Source organism: Mycobacterium heidelbergense (assembly GCF_010730745.1).
Taxonomy (GTDB): Bacteria; Actinomycetota; Actinomycetes; order Mycobacteriales; family Mycobacteriaceae; genus Mycobacterium; species Mycobacterium heidelbergense.
This window is the reverse complement of the sequence record NZ_AP022615.1, coordinates 2,353,142-2,371,520: the sequence shown is the minus strand read 5'-3', so window position 1 is coordinate 2,371,520 and position 18,379 is coordinate 2,353,142. Positions and strand designations below refer to the sequence as shown.

The following is an 18,379-nucleotide window of genomic DNA, read 5'->3' as shown; positions in this document are numbered from 1 at the left end:
ATAGCGCGAGCAGACGCAAAATCGCACCGCCAGGGCACCTGGCGTGCGATTTTGCGTCTGCTCGCGCTACCTACTACGGGGTGACGATGTTGAAATTCGGGTCCGGTTCGTCGAGCACACCGAGCAGGGCCTGCAGCGCCGCCCGGTCACCGAAGATATCCAGCCCTGGCGCGGCGAAGTCACCCGTCGCCACCGCGAGCAGGCGAAACTTGCTGTCCAGCCTCACCGTAACGGTCGCCGTCGCGGGGTCGGCCGGCGCCTCGCGGTGGACGAGCACGCCGTTGCGCAGGGCGATCCGGTAGTTGGTCGCCGAATCGGCGAAGGTGAGGTCGACGGCGAGGTCGAGGTCCCAGGCGCGGGGCCCGTTGACGCGGATGGCGAGGCTGTCGAAGATCTGCTCCGGCGTCAGCTGGGAAAGCATTGTCGGGGAGGCGACTTGGCCCGCGGTGCCGAAGTTGCCGTCGCGCAATTCGGCCGCCCCGCTCATGAAGAAGTTGCGCCACGTCGCGTTCTCGGCACCGTAGGCCAGCTGCTCGAGGGTATCCGCGTACAGCGCGCGTGCCGCGGCGTGCTCGCTGTCGGTGAAGATCGCGTGGTCGAGCAGCGTCGCGGCCCAACGGAAGTCACCGGAAGCAAATGCCTCCCGGGCGAGTTCGACGACCCGGTCGATCCCGCCCATCGCGTCGACGTAGCGGGGGGCGAGGGCTTCCGGGGGTTGGGGCCACAGGCGAGCCGGGTTGCCGTCGAACCAACCCATGTAGCGTTGGTAGACCGCCTTGACGTTGTGACTGATCGACCCGTAATACCCGCGGGTGTGCCAGGCCCGTTCCAACGCGGGCGGCATCTCGAACATCTCGGCGATCTCCACGCCGGTGTAGCCCCGGTTGAGCAGCCGCAGCGTCTGGTCGTGCAGGTAGGCGTACATATCGCGTTGCAGCGACAGGTATTCCACGATGGCGTCTCGTCCCCAGGTTGGCCAGTGGTGAGAGGCGAACACCACGTCGGCGCGCCGGGCGAAGGCGTCGATGGCCTCGGTCAGGTAGCCAGACCAGGCGCGCGGGTCACGCACCAGCGCGCCCCGCAGGGTCAACAGGTTGTGCAGATTGTGGGTGGCGTTCTCGGCCATGCACAAAGCGCGGAAACGCGGGAAATAGAAGTGCATTTCGGCTGGAGCCTCGGTGCCCGGCGCCATCTGGAACTCGATCTCCACGCCGTCGATGGTGTGCTTCTCCCCGGTCGTTCGGACGTCGACGGTCGGGACGATCATCGCCACCTCGCCGGCGGACGCGGCCTGGCCAAGCCCGCAGCCGACATGGCCCAGGGGCCCGCGCGCCAGCATCGAGCCATACATGTATGTCGCGCGGCGCAGCATCGCCGGGCCCGCATAGACGTTCTCCTGAACGGCATGCGCGGTAAAACCTTCCGGCGCCAGCACGGCCACCGCGCCGGCGTCCACCTCGGCCTGCGAGGTCACCCCAAGCACGCCACCGAAGTGGTCGACGTGGCTGTGGGTGTAGATCACCGCGACGACGGGGCGGTCACCACCGCGGTGGGCGCGATACAGGTCCAGCGCGGCGGCCGCCACCTCGGTGGAAATCAGCGGGTCGATGACGATGATGCCGGTGTCGCCCTCGACGAAGGTGATGTTGGAGATGTCGAGGCCGCGGACCTGATAAATGCCCGGCACCACCTCGTAGAGGCCTTGCTTGGCGGCCAGGGTCGATTGGCGCCACAGGCTCGGGTGCACCGACGCCGGCGCGTCGCCGCCTAAAAACGAGTAGGCGTCGTTGTCCCACACCACGCGACCGTCGGCCGCCTTGATGACGCACGGGGACAGGGCCGCTATAAATCCACGATCGGCATTGTCGAAATCCACCGTGTCGTGGAAGGGCAGCGCGTGTTCGCGATGGGCCGACTCGATGACCGCAGTAGGGGGTTTGTGTTCCACCGGCAATACCTTGCCATTGACGCGCCGGCCTCGGAACGAACCGGAAGAATACATTTGAGCCATCGTTCGGCAAAGAACGAGCGGTGGCTTTCCGGTGGCCTTCCGGTAGCTTTCCGGTGGCTTTCAGCGCGTGAAAAGAATTTTTCGCCCAACCCCTTTTGTGCGGCCAGGCAAACCCGCATACTGCGTTGACGGCTCTCAATGCCGAGGACCGCAACGTCGGGTAAAGGAGAACAGGTGAAGCGTGGACTGACAGTCGCTGCAGCGGCAGCGGCAATTCTGGTCGCGGGTATTTCCGGGTGTTCGAGCAACAAGTCGACTACGAGCGGTTCCGGGACTTCCTCGGGCGCCGCCTCGGTTGCGACCGGCGGAGGCGGCGGCGCAGGGCCGACGGTGATCATCGACGGGAAGAACCAGAACGTGACCGGCTCGGTCGTCTGCACCACGGCGGGCGGCAACACCACCATCGCGATCGGCGGGACGGCGACCGGCATCTCAGCCGTGCTCGGCGGCGACAATCAGGTGAAGTCCGTTGGGCTCGGCAACGTCAACGGCGTGACGCTGGCGTACGCGCAGGGTTCCGGCCAGGGCAACGCCTCGGCCACCAAGAACGGCAACAGCTACAAGATCACCGGCAACGCCACCGGCGTGGACATGGCCAACCCGATGCAACCGGTGAACAAGCCGTTCGAAATCGACGTGACTTGCTCCTAACCGATTGACCTAAGGATTGCCGGCGGCGGTTGCGACCCGTTGGGTGGCAACCGCACCGTGAACTCGGTACGACCGGGTGAGCTGTTGACCGTGATCGTGCCGTTGTGCGCCTTGACGACCGCCGAGACGATCGCCAGCCCCAGCCCCGTGCTGCCGCCCTTGCGGGAGCGCGAGGAATCGCCGCGGGCGAACCGCTCGAACACCTCGGATTGAAGCGCCCCCGGAATGCCGGGACCGTTGTCGATGACCTGCAGCAGGGTGTGCGCGGGCTCGGTGCTCAACCGCGTCGTCACGACCGTGCCGGCGCCGGTGTGGACGCGCGCGTTGGCGAGCAGGTTCGTCAGCACCTGGTGCAGGCGCGCCGCATCACCGGTGACCACCACGGGCTCTTCGGGCAGGTCCAGCTCCCACTGGTGGTCCGGGCCGGCGACGTGTGCGTCGCTGACCGCGTCAACGGCCAGGCGCGACAGATCCACCGGTTCGCGTTCCAGCGGCCGCCCCGAGTCCAGGCGCGCCAGCAGCAGCAGGTCCTCCACGAGCCGGGTGATCCGCTCGGTCTCGGACGCCACCCGGCTCATCGCGTGGGCCACCGCCTCGCGGTCCTCACCCTCCTGGCCCATGCGTTGGGCGAGTTCGGTGTAGCCGCGGATCGCGGCGAGCGGCGTGCGCAGTTCGTGACTGGCGTCGGCGACGAACTGACGAACCCGGGTCTCGCTGGCCTGCCGGGCCGACAGCGCGGCGGCGATGTGGTCGAGCATCCGGTTCAGCGCCGACCCGAGTTGACCCACCTCGGTGGACGGGTTGGCGTCGGATTCGGCCACCCGCACGGGCAGTTCGACCTCGCCGCGGTCCAACGGCAATTCGACGACTTCGCTTGCGGTCTGTGCGACGCGGCGCAGCGGCGCGAGCGCCCGCCTGATGATGACGACGCCGGCGGTGGTCGCGGCAACCAGAGCGATCACGGTGACGACCCCGAGAATGACCAGCATCTCGATCATCGTGGCGTCCACGTTGGCCATCGACAGGCCGGTGACGATGATGTCGCCCCCGCTGCGGCTCGGGGCGGCGACCACGCGGTATCGACCGAGGTCATCGAGGTCCAGCGTCACCGGCGAGCGGCTGCCGGCGATGTGTTCCAGCTGGCTTTGGGCGGTTGCGGTCAGCGCGGCCCGGGCACCGGCGCTGGTCAGGTAGCCGGCGTCAACCGTCTTGCCATCGCTGATCACCGCGGCGACCATGCCCGCGGGCTGGCCCGGCGCATCGAGGAACCGCGGGCCAGGCCCCGGCCGCGGATAGAAGTGCGATTCATGGTGCCAGCCAGGACGTTTCGGCTCCGGGTACATCAGTGCCGAGCGATACGAGGTCCCGGCCAGTTGCCCGTCGAGCTGCGCCACCAGGTGGCGCAGCAGCGCCAGTTCGGTTGCCGCGGTGATCCCGACGCACACGACCGCCAGGACGACGACCTGCCCGACCAGCAGCCGCAGCCGAAGAGACCAGGCGCGCCGTGTGCTAGCGAGCCGGCTTGAGGACATAGCCTGCGCCGCGCAGCGTATGGATCATGGGGTCGCGACCGTTGTCAATCTTCTTGCGCAGGTAGGAAATGTAGAGCTCGACGATGTTGGACCGGCCGCCGAAGTCGTAGCTCCACACCCGGTCCAGGATCTGGGCCTTGCTCAGCACCCGCTTGGAGTTACGCATCATGAACCGCAACAGCTCAAACTCGGTCGACGTCAAGGAGATTGGCTCGCCGGCGCGCGTCACCTCGTGGCTGTCCTCGTCCAGCACCAGGTCCCCGACCACCAGCTGTGCCCCGCTGTCCACCGTCGTCACCCCGGTGCGCCGCAGAAGCGCCCGTAACCGCAGCACCACCTCTTCGATGCTGAACGGTTTGGTCACATAGTCGTCGCCGCCCGCCGTCAACCCGGCGATGCGGTCTTCCACCGCGTCCTTGGCCGTCAGCAGCAGCACCGGCAGCTGCGGGTTCTCTTCGCGCAGTTTGTGCAGCACATCGAGCCCGCTCATGTCGGGCAGCATCACGTCCAGAACGACCACGTCCGGCCGCCGGGCGCGGGCCGTGGCAATCGCCGACGATCCATCGCTGGCGGTGGAGATGCTCCAGCCCTCGTACCGCAGTGCCATGGACACCATTTCGGCCAAGACGGGCTCGTCGTCAACGACGAGCACATTGATCGGGTTGCCGTCGGCACGGCACATGACAACCCGCTCTACTGAGGTTCGGGACTGTGTCACAGCTTCCAGTATCCGCGCACGGCTGGGTCGATGCTATGCCGATCCTTTGCGTGTCCTGTGAAAAGATCGCGTGACCGCTTGAGCAATCACGCGAACCCGTGTTTCGGTGGATGGTTAATACCAGTACCGCCTGCCGGCGACCGGACGGCCCACCGAGCCCATGATCCACAACACCGCGCCGATGACCAGCAAGACGATGCCGAGCACCCACAACAGATGGATGCCGAAGATAAATCCGAGAACAAGCAAGACGATGCCGAGGATGATCATGACGACTTCCTTACGTGAGGGGTTCTAGGCCACTGGGCATTGAACTGGGTTGCGGTACATGGCAGTCCTTGACTTTCGGGTTGACGCCCGCGTAGTTGAGAGGCCCCGCGATGACGGTCAACGCGATGTTTCCCGCCGTGACACAACTCGTTGAGCCGCCCTTGAAGTAGTCGCGCTGATATGCCGCGAAGACTCCGATGAGGAGCCACACCAGGACAATCGCGCCGATCACTCCGCGACCACGCATGGCGACCTCCAGTGCATTCGAGAAAGCTTCCCGTGGGCGTAGCGATACCCATTCGACTCATGTCTAAACATCGTTGATGCTCGCCAATCGCGGCGTTTACGAATGGTCCGCGAGCCACGCCGCGGCGCGCCGCTTCGACACCCGCGACAGCCACGCGTCCTGAATCAGCTCGGCCAATTCCGTCGTCGTGATTTCCGGCAGTCGGCTGGCCCGCACCAACACTGAGGGGTGCCCGTCGAAATGGTTTGTGGTGAAGAACGGCCGGCGGCGCTGCCCACCAGGATCTGCGGCGGGGCGAGGGGCGTTGCGGTGAAAGGGGATTGACGGTGGCTCAGCTGTCGAGGGCTTTGGACAGGAGCGCGGTGAGTCGTTTCCGCTCGTCCGGGGTGAGCCGCCCGGCCAGCGGCGCCATCAGTTCGCCGATGTCGGCAATGACCCGGATCTCGAGTCGCCGGGCCCCGGCGGTGAGGCTGACCCGCACCGACCGGCCGTCGGCGGCATCGGCGGTCTTGCGCACCAGTCCGCGGTCAACCGCGCGGTCGATCAGGCCGCTGACGGTCGAGCGTTCCAGACCGAGGTAGGTAGCAAGCTCCGCCATCGTCGGCTCCCGATCCCGCAATATCCCCAGCACACGCAGCTGAGTCAGCGATAGATCATGTTCGGCGGCAACACGATTCAGCATCGCGATCACGGCGAAGGATGCCTGCACCAGGCTGTCCCTGAGGTCGTCGGCCGTGTCCATGGCAGCGACTATACCTTGCGATAGTTCGTAACACGATCTAATCTAGTTGGTGTTGCCACCTAAATTTGGGGTTGGTCACGTCGAGGAGAAGCACGATGCACGCCGCCGTTGTCGCCGCTTACGACAGGCCGCCGGCCTACCGGGAGTTCCCGTGCCCGCGCCCGCAAACGCCCGACGAGATCCTGGTCGACGTCCTTGCCGTCGGCCTGCACCCGCGGGTGCGGTCCCAGGCCGACGGCTCGCACTACACCACTTCCGGTGAGCTGCCCCTGGTTCCCGGCATCGACGGGGTGGGGCGCGATCCCGACGGGAGCCTGCGCTACTTCGTCCTGCCCGACACCACAATGGGCTCGATGGCCGAGCGGACCGTCATCGACCGACGCCGCAGCGTCGTGCTCCCGGAGGGCTCCGACCCGATCCTGGTGGCCGCGGCGATGAACCCCGTCATGTCCTCATGGATCGCCCTGCGCCGGCGCATCGACTTCCGGCCTGGCCAAACGGTTCTCGTTCTCGGTGCCACCGGCAGCGCGGGACGCATGGCCGTGCAGGTGGCCAAGCGCCTTGGCGCCGGTCACGTCATCGGCGCCGGGCGCGACCCTGAGCGACTCGCCACCCTCGTCGACCTCGGGGCCGACACCACCGTCCAGCTCGACACCGCGGCAACCGATCTCGCGCGGACCGCGGCTGACGTCGACGTCGTGATCGACTATCTCTGGGGTCCGATCAGCGTCGCCGCGATGGTCGGCGTCGCCCGCAACCGTTCGGATCCCGGCAAGCCGCTTACCTGGATCGAGATCGGCTCGGTCGCCGGACCTTCGGCCGAGATTCCCTCCGCGGTGCTGCGCGCCGTCCGTCTGCAGATCGTGGGAAGCGGGCAGGGGTCGGTCCCGACCCGGGACATCCTGCGGGAGCTGCCCGCCCTCGCCGCCGAAATCGGCGGCGGCGGTTACCAACTCGACATCCGCACCGTGCCGCTCGCCGATGTCCAGGCGGCGTGGGGCGACACCGCCACCGACCAGCGGATCGTGATCACGCCGTGCGATTGGGGCTGAGCCAGCCGCTCAGCCGGCTCGGCGCTGCGCGGACACGTACAGGGTCGGCGGCATCGCGTCCTCGGCGCCCTGCGGAACGCTGCGGCCGTAGCGAGCCATCAGCTCCGCGAACGTCGCCGCCGACACATCCCAGCCGTGTTCGCGCAGCCAGCCGTCGAGCGCCCTGCGTTCCTCGGGGTACCAGAGGTCGTCGAAATCGGTGATCTCCGCGTCGACCAGCCTGGCGGCCGCCGCCCGCATCCGCTGCATGTCCTCGCGCTGCCGCCGTACGAGGTCCGGATCGGTGAATCCCTCGCCCGGCACGTTGGAGGCCAGCCAGCTGCCCGGCGCGCTGAGCGAATGTATGCGTTCGAACAGCAGGTCCTGGGCCTGCGCCGGCAGGTAACGGACAAGCCCCTCGGCCGACCAGACCGCCGGTCGCGAGGCGTCAAACCCGGCGTCCCGCAGTGCCTTTGGCCAATCCTGACGCAGATCGATCGGCACGTTCACCAGGTGCGCCCTCGGTTGCGCGCCGTGCTCGTGCAGGGTGTTGGATTTGAATTCCAGCACCTTGGGCTGGTCCAGCTCGTAGACGACCGTGCCGTCGGGCCAGGGCAGCCGCCAGGTGCGTGCGTCCAGGCCGGCCGCCAGGATCACCGCCTGCCGAACTCCGGCGTCGGCCGCGCCGAGAAAGAACTCGTCGAAAAACGCTGTCCGCGTGGCCATGAAGTCGATCATCAGCTGTATCCGGTTCCGCACATCGGGCTCCAGTTCGACCGCCTTGGCCAGCAGCCTGGGATCGGCGTAGATGCTCCACATGCCTTCGCCCGCGGCGTCGACGAACACGCGCGCGAACGGGTCGTTGATGAGCGGGTTCTCGCTCTCGGTCTCGGCGGCACGCGCCGCGGCAACCCCCAGTGCGGTGGCTCCCACGCTTTGGGTGATGTCCCAGGAATCGTTGTCGGTACGCGGCATCGCCATTTCCTTCCAGGCCCGAAGTCAGTTAGTTCCGCGCACTATTCTTCCAGCCCCGGACGGCCAGGGCCGCTCGTCGCCGGTGACCTAGGCTTTTCCCGTGGACCAGCCGGACCCGACCGTGGACCTGAAAGCCGTGGCCGAATGGATGTCGCGGCAAGGATTGGGCGAAGGCCCACTGGAGGACGTGTCCACCGTCACCGGCGGAACGCAGAACGTCATGCTGCGCTTCACCCGGGCCGGACGACCCTATGTGCTGCGGCGCGGGCCGCGGCACCTGCGTCCGCGCAGCAACAGCGTGATCCTGCGGGAGACCAGGGTCCTCGCGGCGTTGGCCGGCTCCGACGTGCCGCACCCGCGCCTGATCGCCACCTGCGACGACCCCAGCGTGCTCGGCGATGCGGTGTTCTACCTGATGGAGCCGGTCGACGGATTCAACGCCGGGGAGGGGCTGCCGCCGTTGCACGCGGGCGATCCCGGTCTGCGGTTTCAGATGGGGCTGTCGATGGCCGACGCGCTGGCCAGGCTGGGCGCCGTCGACCATGTCGCCGTCGGCCTCGCCGATTTCGGCAAACCGGCCGGCTTTTTGGAACGCCAAGTGCCGCGCTGGCTTTCCGAGCTGGAGTCCTATCGGGAGTACGAGAATTACCCGGGGCCGGAGATCCCGGGAATCGAGTGGGTGTCGGCCTGGCTGGAGCGCCACCGGCCGACGACGTGGACGCCCGGCATCATGCACGGCGACTACCACGCCGCCAACGTCATGTTTTCCCGCACCGGGCCCGACGTCGTCGCCATCGTCGACTGGGAGATGTGCACGATCGGTGACCCGCTGCTGGATCTGGGCTGGCTGCTGGCCACGTGGCGCCAGCCCGACGGGTCCGCCGTGTTCAGCCACGCGCTGGGGGGTCAGGACGGGCTGGCCAGCACCGACGACCTGTTCCAGCGCTATGCCGCCAACACCACCCGCGACCTGTCGCACATCACCTGGTACACCGTGCTGGCCTGCTTCAAGCTCGGCATCGTGATCGAAGGCACCCTGGCCCGGGCCTGCGCGGGCAAGGCCGAGAAGGCGGTCGGCGACCAGCTCCACGCGGCCACGGTGCATCTATTCGAGCGGGCGCTCACGCTTATCGATAACGAGAGCTGACCGGCACGGTCGCCCAAACCGTCCCCCAACGGCCAGCGCCATACCGCTCGATCCACCCCATCAAGCTTTCCCATGACCACTCCATCGATCGATGACCTGGCCGGCGAAGTCAAGCATCTGGTCAAGGCTGGAGAACAGTGCGAAAGCATCGATGATCGCCTCGTCAGCACCGGACTTGGCGAGGCCTTCGAGCCTGTCGGTGACAGCGTCGACGGACGTGCCCGGATCGAGGTTGATCCTCATCGCCGTCTTCAGCGCGTCCGGGTCGCGACCGGCGTCCACCGCCGCATCCCGCGCAATCGACCACAAGTGGTCGGTGACCTCGTCCTGCAGCCCCTCGACCCCGAGCCAGCCGGTACCGCTGCGGCCGACCCGGCGCATCGCGGCCTCGCTGGCACCGCCGATCCAGATGGGCGGACCGCCGGCCCGGACCGGGCGCAGGTCGGCGTGGACCGGCGGCAGCGAGAAGAACTCGCTGTCCCAGGACACCGGGGTGGTCGTCCACCACTCGTGCAGGAACGCCAGCAGGTCATCGAGCATCCGCCCGCGCCGGCTCCAGTCCGCGCCGCGGGCGATGTCGTGTTCGTCCTTCATCCACCCGATTCCCACGCCAACCCCGAGGCGGCCGTCGCTGAGCACGTCGAGGGTGGTCAGCAGCCGGGCCAGGTGCACCGGCTCGTAGTAGAACGTGCTGAGCGTGCTGGAGTTCAGCTGCACCCGGCTGGTCGCCGTCGCGGCGACCGTCAACAGCAGCACCGGATCGAGGTATCGGGTCATCTGCGGCGGGTACGGCTGCTCTGTGCCCGGATAAACGCTGTGCATGTCAACCGGCGTGACCAGGCGATCGCCGACCCACAGCGTGTCGTAGCCAAGGTCCTCGAGTCCGCGGCAGAACGCGCTCAGACCAGCCGCGCTGCTGACAGCGGGTCCGACAAACGGAATTGCGAAACCAAGCTTCATTAGAGATTCCTTTCAGTGATCCATCAACCATTCTCAGCGCGCAGGGCGCCTCTGTTGACTGGGGCGGCGCCGCTCAGGCGGGAACGGTGGCGCCGAGGGCGAAGTCGAAATTCCCCACCCCGTGACGGGCGAGACCCATCATGACCAGGCCCGTTCCCTCCAGCCAGTGCGCCATGTTCAAGCCGCCGACGTCCAGCGGGCGCAGTTTGAGGCTCGCGATGAACTCCGCCAGGTCCGCCTTGGCGCGCGCGTCGTCGCCGGCGAGGAAGACGTCGAGCGGGCGGCCCTGAGCCAGGACGACACCGAAGATGGTGTTGAAGGCCTTCACCACGCTGGCACTGGCCGGGGCGGCCTTGGCAACTTGCTGTGCGATCGAGGTGCCATCGGGGATGGCCATCCCGTCGGCCGCGGCATTGAAGGGGTTGCTGATGTCGACGATGACCTTGCCCGCGAGGGCGTCTCCGTACTGGGTGACGACCGGAACGACGTTGGCGTACAACAGGGAAACGATGACGATGTCCCCGGCCGGGACGGCGCCGAACTCTCCCGTCGTGGTGCCGCCGCCGAGGTCCTTGGCCAGGTCAGCGGCCTTGGACCGATCGCGGCCGATGACCTCGACAGTGTTGCCGCCCGCTACCGCCAGCGCGCCGATGGTGCGGGCCATGTTTCCGGTGCCGATGATGCTGATGCTGCTCATGAGGTGTCCTCTCGTGACTGACGATCGAAAAGGTTGATTAGTCCACCTTAAGCCTGGTTTGTTGATGCATCAACCAATCGGGTAATATCGAGGCTGATGGAACCGAACTGGCTGAACCCTCGTGAAGACCGCGCCTGGCGGGCCTTCCAGCACGCGCATCATCAGCTCGACGTGCACCTGAACCGGGGCCTGCAGGAATCGGGCCTATCGGGGGCCGACTACGAGATCCTCGCGGTGCTCTCGGGTCACGACGCGGACCGCATGCCCGCCCGCGACCTGTGCAACACACTGGGCTGGGAGAAGAGCCGCGTCTCCCACCAGGTGCGGCGCATGCAGAAGGACGGGCTGATCTGCCGCGAGCCCAACCCCGACGACGCCCGCAGCACCATGGTCTGCCTGCTGCCGGCCGGCCGCGCCGCCATCGAGAAGGCGGCGCCCGGGCACGTGGAGGACGTCCGCCGGAACTTCATCGACCTGCTTACCCCGGCTGAGCTCGAGATGCTCGCCGCCCTCAACGAACGAGTCCTGCGCCACCTGGCCAAAGACGACAACCCCGCCGAAGACGAGCCCTCATAGCCTCATCGGCCGTGAGCATTTGCCACCTCGATCGGGCTGCTACTTCGATCTTCACGATTGAGGCCTACTGCTGCATGGCGTCCACAATTTCGGTAAGCAGGAATCGAACCTTCATGTTCTTCCTTGGAAGGTGAAAGGCTTTGTTAGGGAAAGGTTTTGTGGGCTCGTCAAACTGCCGTCAACGTCCGACCGAGCCGCTTCCCACAATGACGGAAAGTGATTCTGACCTGTGGCGCGCCCGAAGGGATTCGAACCCCCAACCTTCTGATCCGTAGTCAGATGCTCTATCCGTTGAGCTACGGGCGCCTGTCTTCAGTTGTCTTGCGTGGCGGAGGCGAGAGGATTTGAACCTCCGGTCCCCTTGAAGGGGGACAACTCATTAGCAGTGAGCCCCATTCGGCCGCTCTGGCACGCCTCCATCTGGACTTCCTGAGGGTACCCGAACACTTCCAACTGTCCCGGAACCGCCGGAGGCATAGCGTACACAGCCCCGACATATGCTGTCGAAGTGACTGCCCGCCTGCGATCCGAGTTGGTCGGGCTGCCGGTCTACGTCCCCGGCAAAACGGTCCCAGGTTCGATCAAGCTGGCCAGCAACGAGACCGTGTTGGGCCCGCTGCCCAGCGTTCGCGCGACCATCGAGCGGGCCACCGACAGCATCAACCGTTACCCCGACAGCGCCTGCCTGCAGCTCAAGGCGGCGCTGGCGAAGCACCTCGGTTCGGATTTCGCACCCGAGCACGTCGCGGTCGGTTGCGGCTCGGTCAGTTTGTGCCAACAGCTCGTTCAGATCACCGCCTCGGCCGGCGACGAGGTGGTGATGGGGTGGCACAGCTTCGAGCTGTATCCGCCGCAGGTTCAGGTCGCCGGTGCTGTCGCCGTCAAAGTGCCGTTGGCCGACCACACGTTCGACCTCTACGCGATGCTCGCCGCCATCACCGACCGCACCCGGCTGATTTTCGTCTGCAACCCCAACAACCCGACGTCCACGGTCGTCGATCCGGACGCACTGGCCCGCTTCGTCGAGGCGGTGCCGTCCCACATCCTCGTCGCCATCGACGAGGCCTACGTCGAATACATCCGCGACGGCATGGTGCCCGACAGCCTGGCGCTGGCCCGCTCACGTGCCAATGTCATTGTGTTGCGGACATTTTCGAAGGCGTACGGGCTGGCGGGGCTACGCATCGGCTACGCGGTCGGCCACCCCGACCTGATCACCGCGCTGGACAAGGTCTACGTGCCGTTCTCAGTGACGAGCGTCTCGCAGGCCGCCGCCATCGCCTCATTGAATGCCGCCGACGAGCTGCTGGCCCGCACCGACGCCGTGGTCGCCGAGCGCGACCGGGTCGGCGCCGGGTTGCGCGACGCCGGCTTCACCCTGCCGCCGTCGCAGGCCAACTTCGTCTGGCTTCCGCTGGGCCCTCGCACACACGACTTCGTGGCGCAGGCCGCCGACGCGCGCATCGTCGTGCGCTCGTTCGCGCCGGAGGGTGTGCGGGTCACCATCGGCGCGCCGGAGGAAAACGACGCCCTGCTGCGGTTTGCCCGCGACTGGATTGCCCACACGGAATCGCAGGAGTAACGAATGAGCCTGGCCCGCAAGAAGTTTACCGAGCTCAAGGAACGCGGCGGCCGCATCGCCGATGCCGAGCTCGACGAATTCTGGTCGACCCTGCGGCCCGCGACCATCGAGGGAATGATCGGTGAGTGGAAGGGCGGCGAGTTCCTTACCAGCCACAAGATGAACGGCCAATTGGAGAAGGCCCGCTGGTTCGGCAAGACCTTCAAGTCGGCCGGCGACGTGCAGCCGTTGGTCTGTGTGAACGCCGACGGGGACAAGTTTTCCAACGTGGCGATGGGCAAGGGCGAGGCGAGCTTGTGGCTGGAGGAGTTCCGCGGCGAGGTCACCGCCACCATGGTCTACGACGGTCAACCGGTGCATGACCACTTCAAGAAGATCGACGATGACGCGGTGATGGGCATCATGAACGGCAAGGGCGTCCTGGATGACGGCCGGTACTACTACTTCTACCTGGAGCGGGTGTAGCTCCCGCGCCGTTGAGTGTGTGGTGACGGCTTTGGGTGTGAGCTCAGGGCGGGAAAATCGCAAAGATCCCGCCCAGGGCGCACACCCGAAGCCCTGAATTCACACTGGAAGCCGCAGGCTCACTCGCTGCAATACCCCCAGCGTGTCCTCGGCGCTGTGCAGCTCGTCGGAGGGCGGGGAATCTGGTCCGGGTCGCAAATCACGAGGCATGTCGCCACGCTACGGTCTCGATATGGGCGAAACATACGAATCCGTCACCATCGACACGAAAGACCACGTTGCGCAGGTGACGCTGATCGGGCCCGGCAAGGGCAACGCGATGGGGCCCGCATTCTGGTCCGAGATGCCGGAGGTGTTCGCGGCGCTGGACGCCGACCGCGACGTGCGGGCCATCGTCATCACCGGATCCGGCAAGAACTTCAGCTACGGCCTGGACGTCCCCGCCATGGGCGGTTCGTTCGCCCCGCTGCTGGCCGACAGCGCGCTGGCCCGCCCGCGCGCGGATTTCCACGCCGAGATCAGGCGCATGCAGAACGCGATCACCGCGGTAGCCGACTGTCGGACGCCCACCATCGCCGCGGTGCACGGCTGGTGCATCGGCGGCGGCGTCGACCTGATCTCCGCGGTGGACATCCGCTACGCCAGCGCCGACGCCAAGTTCTCGGTGCGGGAGGTCAAACTGGCGATCGTCGCCGACGTCGGCAGCCTGGCCCGCCTGCCGCTGATCTTGAACGACGGACACCTGCGGGAACTCGCGCTGACCGGCAAGGACATCGACGCGGCCCGCGCGGAGAAGATCGGCCTGGTCAACGACGTGTACGAGGACGCCGAGGCCACCCTGGCCGCCGCCCACGCAACCGCCGCCGAGATCGCCGCCAATCCGCCGCTGACGGTGCACGGCGTCAAGGACGTTCTTGACCAGCAACGCGTCTCGGCGGTCTCGGAGAGCCTGCGCTACGTCGCCGCCTGGAACGCGGCCTTCTTGCCGTCCAAGGACCTGACCGAAGGCATCTCGGCGACGTTCGCCAAGCGTCCGCCGCAGTTCACCGGGGAGTAATTCGGCGCCACGTACCCTCGCGGAGGTGGCGAACGCAACGACCCCAGACGGCAGGATCCGCGTCCCGGCCGACCTGGACGCCGTGACAACGACCGGCCAAGAGGACCACTCCGAGGTCGACCCCGCGGCGGTCGAACGGATTTGGCAGGCGGCGCGCCACTGGTACCGGGCCGGCTTCCACCCCGCGATTCAGCTGTGCATCCGTCGCCACGGACGCGTCGTGCTCAACCGCGCGATCGGCCACGGGTGGGGCAACGCGCCCACCGACCCACCCGACGCCGAGCGGGTCGTCGTCACGACGGACACGCCGTTTTGTGTGTACTCGGCGGCCAAGGGCATCACCGCGACCGTCGCGCACATGCTCGTCGAGCGCGGCGTCTTCTCGCTCGACGACCGCGTCTGCGACTACCTGCCCACCTTCACCAGTCACGGCAAGCACCGAATCACGATCCGGCAGGTGATGACCCACAGCGCCGGCCTTCCCTTCGCCACCGGATCCAAGGCGGACGTCACCCGAGCCGACGACCACGAATACGTCCAACAGCAACTCGGCGAATTGCGGCCGCTCTACCGTCCGGGACTGGTGCACATGTACCACGCGCTGACCTGGGGCCCGCTGATGCGCGAGATCATCTATGCGGCCACGGGTAAAGAGATTCGCGAGATCCTGGCCGCCGAGATCCTCGACCCGCTGGGCTTCCGCTGGACGAACTTCGGCGTCGCCAAAAAGGACCTTCCCCTGGTCGCGCCGAGCCACGCCACCGGCCGGCCGTTGCCGCCGGTGGTGGCGCAGATCTTCCGCAAGGCCATCGGCGGCACGGTGCACGAGATCATCCCGTACACGAACAGTCCGCTGTTCCTGACCACCATCGTCCCGTCGTCCAACGCCGTGTCGACGGCCGACGAGATGTCCCGTTTCGCCGAAATATGGTGTAACGAAGGCGAACTCGACGGGGTGCGGGTGATGAGCCCGGACACGCTTCGCGGTGCGGTGGCCGAATGCCGGCGTCTGCGACCGGATTTCGCGATCGGCCTGCAGCCGGCTCGCTGGGGCACCGGGTTCATCCTGGGGACGAAGCGGTTTGGGCCGTTCGGGCGCAACGCGCCGGCAGCGTTCGGTCACCTCGGCCTCACCAACGTCGCCCTCTGGGCCGACCCGCAGCGCGGCCTGGCCGCCGGCGTGGTCAGCAGCGGCAAGCCGGGCCGCGATCCCGAAGCCCGCCGTTACACCGCCCTGATGGACCGGATCGCCGCCGAGGTCCCGGCGGGTTGAGGGGGCGCCGCGGTGGCGGAGGGATTTGAACCCCCGGACGGTGTTAGCCGTCTCTCGCTTTCAAGGCGAGTGCATTAGGCCGCTCTGCCACGCCACCATGAACAAGGCTAGATGAGGGTAGCGGGCTAGGGCATCCCCGGCGGGATGCCCTAGTAGCGTGGCCCTCATGCGCGCCATCGTCGCCGAATCCCCCGATCGACTGTCCTGGCAGGAAGTGCCCGACGCTACGGCCGGGCCCGGTGAGGTGCTGATCCGGGTCGCCGCGGCCGGCGTCAACCGCGCCGACGTGCTGCAGGCCGCGGGCAAGTACCCGCCGCCGCCCGGGGCGAGCGACATCATCGGCATGGAGGTGTCCGGCGTCATCGCCGAAGCGGGCCCCGACGTCACCGAATGGGCTGTCGGACAAGAGGTTTGCGCGTTGTTGGCCGGCGGCGGATACGCGGAGTATGTGGCCGTTCCCGCGGGCCAGGTGATGCCTGTTCCCGACGGGGTGGACCTCGTCGACGCCGCCGGGTTGCCGGAGGTGGCGTGCACGGTGTGGTCGAACCTGGTGCTGACCGCGCACCTGAGCGCAGGCCAGCTGCTGCTGATGCACGGCGGGGCCAGCGGCATCGGCACCCACGCGATCCAGGTGGCACGGGCGTTGGGCGCCCGCGTGGCCGTCACGGCGGGGTCGGCGGAGAAGCTGGCGTTCTGTCGCGAACTGGGCGCCGCGATCACCATCAACTATCGCGACGAGGACTTCGTGGCCCGGCTGCGGGAGGAGACCGGCGGCGCCGACGTGATCTTCGACATCATGGGCGCCTCCTACCTGGACCGCAATATCGACGCCCTGGCCACCGACGGGCAGCTGGTGATCATCGGCATGCAGGGCGGGGTGACGGCCGAGCTGAACATCGGCAAGCTGCTGGCGAAGCGGGCCCGGGTCATCGGCACCACGCTGCGCGGCCGCCCGGTGAACGGGCCGAACAGCAAGAGCGAGATCGCGCACGCGGTCACGGCCTCGGTGTGGCCGATGATCGCCGACGGCCGGGTGCGCCCGATCATCGGCGCGCGCCTGCCCATCGAGCAGGCCGGTGACTCGCACCGGCAACTGGTGGCGGGGAAGGTGACCGGAAAGATCGTGCTGACGGTGGCCGGCCCGCGGGCGTGACGGTCAGCCCAGCGAGGCCAGCGCGCGGACCAGCTGGTCGACCTCGGCGGTCGTCGAGTAATGCGCCAGCCCGACGGTGACGGCGCCGCCCACGTCGTTGACGCCCAGTACGTCGAGCGCCCGTGAGCGGTCGTTGGAGATCGCCAGGATTCCGTTGTCCGCCAGACGCTGCACCACGCGCTCCGCGGGCACCTCGTGCAGGGCGAAGCTGACCACCGGTATGCGCGCCTCCGGGCGGCCGATCACCATCACCAGCGGCAGCGACCGCAACGACACCATCAGGTAGTCGAAGACCCGGTTCAGGTACGAGGTGGCGGACTGCATCGACACCGACAGGCGCTCGCGTCGGGTGCCGTGCGCGGACTCGTCGAGCGACGCGAGGTACTCGACGCTGGCGACCATGCCGGCCAGCAGGCCGAACTGATGCGCCCCAACCTCCAGCCGCGCCGGGCCGGCGGCGTTGGGGTCGGTCGAGATGGAGCCGAACGTGTTGATCAGCCCCGGATCGCGAAACACCATCGCCCCGATCGGCGGACCGCCCCACGCGAGAGCGTTCACCGCCACCACGTCGGCGTCGGTGTCTTTGACGTCGAGCAATCGGTACGGCGCGGCCGCCGAATGGTCGACCACCACCAACCCGCCGACGTCGTGCACCAGCTTGGTCGCCGCCCGCAGGTCGGTGACCGTGCCCAGCGTCGCCGACGCGGACGCGACGGCAACCAGCCGGGTCGACTTCCCGATCAGGCTCTCCCACTGCCACGTCGGCAGCTCACCGGTCTCGATGTCGACCTCGGCCCACTTCACCTTGGCGCCGTAGCGGTGCGCCGCCCGCAGCCACGGCGCGATGTTGGCCTCGTCGTCGAGGCGGCTGACGACCACCTCGTAGCCCAGGCCGGCCCGCGAGGACGACGCCTCGGCCAGCGACGACAACAGGATGGCGCGATCGGCGCCCAGCACGACGCCCGCCGGGTCGGCGTTGAACAGGTCCGCCACCGCCGCGCGCGCCGCGTCGAGCACGGCCGCGCTGCGCCGCGCCGACGGGTGCGCCCCCACGGTGCTGACGCCGGACCTGCGGAACGCGGTCGACACGGTGGTCGCAACGGAATCGGGGATCAGCATGCCGGCCGGCGCGTCGAAGTGCACCCACCCGTCACCCAGCGACGGATGCAGTCCGCGCACCCGGGCGACATCGAAAGCCATGCCAGCCACCTTAAGGCTTCCGCAATTCCGCGAAAATTGTGACGGTAGCGGGTGCCCCATGAGCGTTCCAGCCGGACGGAGGCTTGGCGAGC

Annotated in this window: 19 protein-coding genes, 3 tRNA genes and 1 pseudogene; 9 read left to right on the top strand and 14 right to left on the bottom strand. The window is 67.5% G+C overall.

All coding sequences use genetic code 11. From position 1 onward, the window contains the following. Positions 1 to 73: 73 nt before the first annotated feature. The gene (locus tag G6N25_RS11060) at positions 74 to 1,954 is read right to left on the bottom strand and encodes an alkyl/aryl-sulfatase (RefSeq protein ID WP_142272814.1); all 1,881 of its coding nucleotides are present in this window, start codon (positions 1,952 to 1,954) and stop codon (positions 74 to 76) included. 231 nt (positions 1,955 to 2,185) lie between these two features. Between G6N25_RS11060 and G6N25_RS11055 the strand changes: the two genes are divergently transcribed. Then, positions 2,186 to 2,662, top strand: coding sequence for a lipoprotein LpqH (locus G6N25_RS11055; protein ID WP_083076180.1), 477 nt, complete (start codon positions 2,186 to 2,188; stop codon positions 2,660 to 2,662). On the opposite strand, the gene G6N25_RS11050 is transcribed toward G6N25_RS11055, so the two are convergent. From G6N25_RS11050 to G6N25_RS11035, 5 genes are all read right to left on the bottom strand, one after another. Further along, positions 2,659 to 4,194 (bottom strand): sensor histidine kinase, encoded by a 1,536-nt coding sequence (locus tag G6N25_RS11050; RefSeq protein ID WP_083076178.1) that lies wholly within the window; start codon positions 4,192 to 4,194, stop codon positions 2,659 to 2,661. The two genes, G6N25_RS11055 and G6N25_RS11050, sit on opposite strands and share 4 nt — an antisense overlap. Next, positions 4,172 to 4,876, bottom strand: coding sequence for a response regulator transcription factor (locus tag G6N25_RS11045; protein ID WP_083076176.1), 705 nt, complete (start codon positions 4,874 to 4,876; stop codon positions 4,172 to 4,174). The genes G6N25_RS11050 and G6N25_RS11045 overlap by 23 nt, the downstream gene beginning before the upstream one ends. A gap of 150 nt (positions 4,877 to 5,026) precedes the next feature. Beyond that, entirely contained in the window at positions 5,027 to 5,182 is a 156-nt protein-coding gene (locus G6N25_RS23515; protein ID WP_169718119.1) for a DUF6131 family protein, read from the bottom strand. 10 nt (positions 5,183 to 5,192) lie between these two features. Beyond that, the gene (locus G6N25_RS11040) at positions 5,193 to 5,441 is read right to left on the bottom strand and encodes a hypothetical protein (RefSeq protein ID WP_179961718.1); all 249 of its coding nucleotides are present in this window, start codon (positions 5,439 to 5,441) and stop codon (positions 5,193 to 5,195) included. 319 nt (positions 5,442 to 5,760) lie between these two features. Beyond that, positions 5,761 to 6,171 carry a MarR family winged helix-turn-helix transcriptional regulator gene (locus tag G6N25_RS11035; protein ID WP_083076172.1) on the bottom strand — a complete coding sequence of 137 codons (411 nt, stop codon included), beginning with the start codon at positions 6,169 to 6,171 and terminating at the stop codon, positions 5,761 to 5,763. 95 nt (positions 6,172 to 6,266) lie between these two features. Between G6N25_RS11035 and G6N25_RS11030 the strand changes: the two genes are divergently transcribed. Then, on the top strand, positions 6,267 to 7,223 hold the full coding sequence (locus G6N25_RS11030) for a quinone oxidoreductase family protein (protein WP_083076170.1): 957 nt from the start codon (positions 6,267 to 6,269) through the stop codon (positions 7,221 to 7,223). Between the two features lie 9 nt (positions 7,224 to 7,232). On the opposite strand, the gene G6N25_RS11025 is transcribed toward G6N25_RS11030, so the two are convergent. After that, a complete protein-coding gene (locus G6N25_RS11025) occupies positions 7,233 to 8,177 on the bottom strand; it encodes a class I SAM-dependent methyltransferase (protein WP_083076205.1) in 945 nt (314 codons plus the stop codon). 148 nt (positions 8,178 to 8,325) lie between these two features. On the opposite strand from G6N25_RS11025, the gene G6N25_RS11020 reads away from it, so the two are divergent. Continuing rightward, positions 8,326 to 9,324 (top strand): phosphotransferase family protein, encoded by a 999-nt coding sequence (locus G6N25_RS11020; protein ID WP_083076203.1) that lies wholly within the window; start codon positions 8,326 to 8,328, stop codon positions 9,322 to 9,324. A gap of 60 nt (positions 9,325 to 9,384) precedes the next feature. Here the strand turns inward: G6N25_RS11020 and G6N25_RS11015 are convergent, their stop codons facing one another. Both G6N25_RS11015 and G6N25_RS11010 read right to left on the bottom strand, forming a co-directional pair. Beyond that, positions 9,385 to 10,284, bottom strand: a complete 900-nt coding sequence (locus G6N25_RS11015; protein ID WP_083076168.1) for a TIGR03619 family F420-dependent LLM class oxidoreductase — start codon at positions 10,282 to 10,284, stop codon at positions 9,385 to 9,387. Positions 10,285 to 10,357: 73 nt separating this feature from the next. Beyond that, the gene (locus G6N25_RS11010) at positions 10,358 to 10,981 is read right to left on the bottom strand and encodes an NADPH-dependent F420 reductase (protein WP_083076164.1); all 624 of its coding nucleotides are present in this window, start codon (positions 10,979 to 10,981) and stop codon (positions 10,358 to 10,360) included. 96 nt (positions 10,982 to 11,077) lie between these two features. Here G6N25_RS11010 and G6N25_RS11005 point away from each other — a divergent pair, with 96 nt between their 5' ends. Further along, complete coding sequence (locus tag G6N25_RS11005; RefSeq protein WP_083076162.1) at positions 11,078 to 11,557, top strand: MarR family winged helix-turn-helix transcriptional regulator; 480 nt, start codon at positions 11,078 to 11,080, stop codon at positions 11,555 to 11,557. A gap of 230 nt (positions 11,558 to 11,787) precedes the next feature. Here G6N25_RS11005 and G6N25_RS11000 read toward each other — a convergent pair. Continuing rightward, positions 11,788 to 11,863 (bottom strand) — tRNA-Arg (locus G6N25_RS11000). 20 nt (positions 11,864 to 11,883) lie between these two features. Continuing rightward, positions 11,884 to 11,975 (bottom strand) — tRNA-Ser (locus G6N25_RS10995). Between the two features lie 90 nt (positions 11,976 to 12,065). On the opposite strand from G6N25_RS10995, the gene G6N25_RS10990 reads away from it, so the two are divergent. Further along, positions 12,066 to 13,139, top strand: a complete 1,074-nt coding sequence (locus tag G6N25_RS10990; protein WP_083076160.1) for a pyridoxal phosphate-dependent aminotransferase — start codon at positions 12,066 to 12,068, stop codon at positions 13,137 to 13,139. Positions 13,140 to 13,142: 3 nt separating this feature from the next. Continuing rightward, positions 13,143 to 13,604, top strand: coding sequence for a DUF4334 domain-containing protein (locus G6N25_RS10985; protein ID WP_083076158.1), 462 nt, complete (start codon positions 13,143 to 13,145; stop codon positions 13,602 to 13,604). Between the two features lie 120 nt (positions 13,605 to 13,724). Here the strand turns inward: G6N25_RS10985 and G6N25_RS23830 are convergent. Then, positions 13,725 to 13,814: pseudogene (locus G6N25_RS23830) on the bottom strand (TIGR03086 family metal-binding protein); the annotation flags it as partial. 22 nt (positions 13,815 to 13,836) lie between these two features. Here G6N25_RS23830 and G6N25_RS10975 point away from each other — a divergent pair. Both G6N25_RS10975 and lipE read left to right on the top strand, forming a co-directional pair. After that, positions 13,837 to 14,661, top strand: a complete 825-nt coding sequence (locus G6N25_RS10975; RefSeq protein WP_083076156.1) for a crotonase/enoyl-CoA hydratase family protein — start codon at positions 13,837 to 13,839, stop codon at positions 14,659 to 14,661. A 25-nt stretch (positions 14,662 to 14,686) separates the two neighbouring features. Continuing rightward, positions 14,687 to 15,934 (top strand): lipase LipE, encoded by a 1,248-nt coding sequence (gene lipE / locus G6N25_RS10970; protein WP_083076154.1) that lies wholly within the window; start codon positions 14,687 to 14,689, stop codon positions 15,932 to 15,934. Positions 15,935 to 15,944: 10 nt separating this feature from the next. On the opposite strand, the gene G6N25_RS10965 is transcribed toward lipE, so the two are convergent. Next, positions 15,945 to 16,031: transfer RNA gene (locus tag G6N25_RS10965), tRNA-Ser, on the bottom strand. Positions 16,032 to 16,100: 69 nt separating this feature from the next. Between G6N25_RS10965 and G6N25_RS10960 the strand changes: the two genes are divergently transcribed. Beyond that, entirely contained in the window at positions 16,101 to 17,087 is a 987-nt protein-coding gene (locus G6N25_RS10960; protein WP_083076201.1) for an NAD(P)H-quinone oxidoreductase, read from the top strand. Positions 17,088 to 17,090: 3 nt separating this feature from the next. On the opposite strand, the gene G6N25_RS10955 is transcribed toward G6N25_RS10960, so the two are convergent. Further along, entirely contained in the window at positions 17,091 to 18,287 is a 1,197-nt protein-coding gene (locus G6N25_RS10955; RefSeq protein ID WP_083076153.1) for a cysteine desulfurase-like protein, read from the bottom strand. Positions 18,288 to 18,379: the final 92 nt, after the last annotated feature.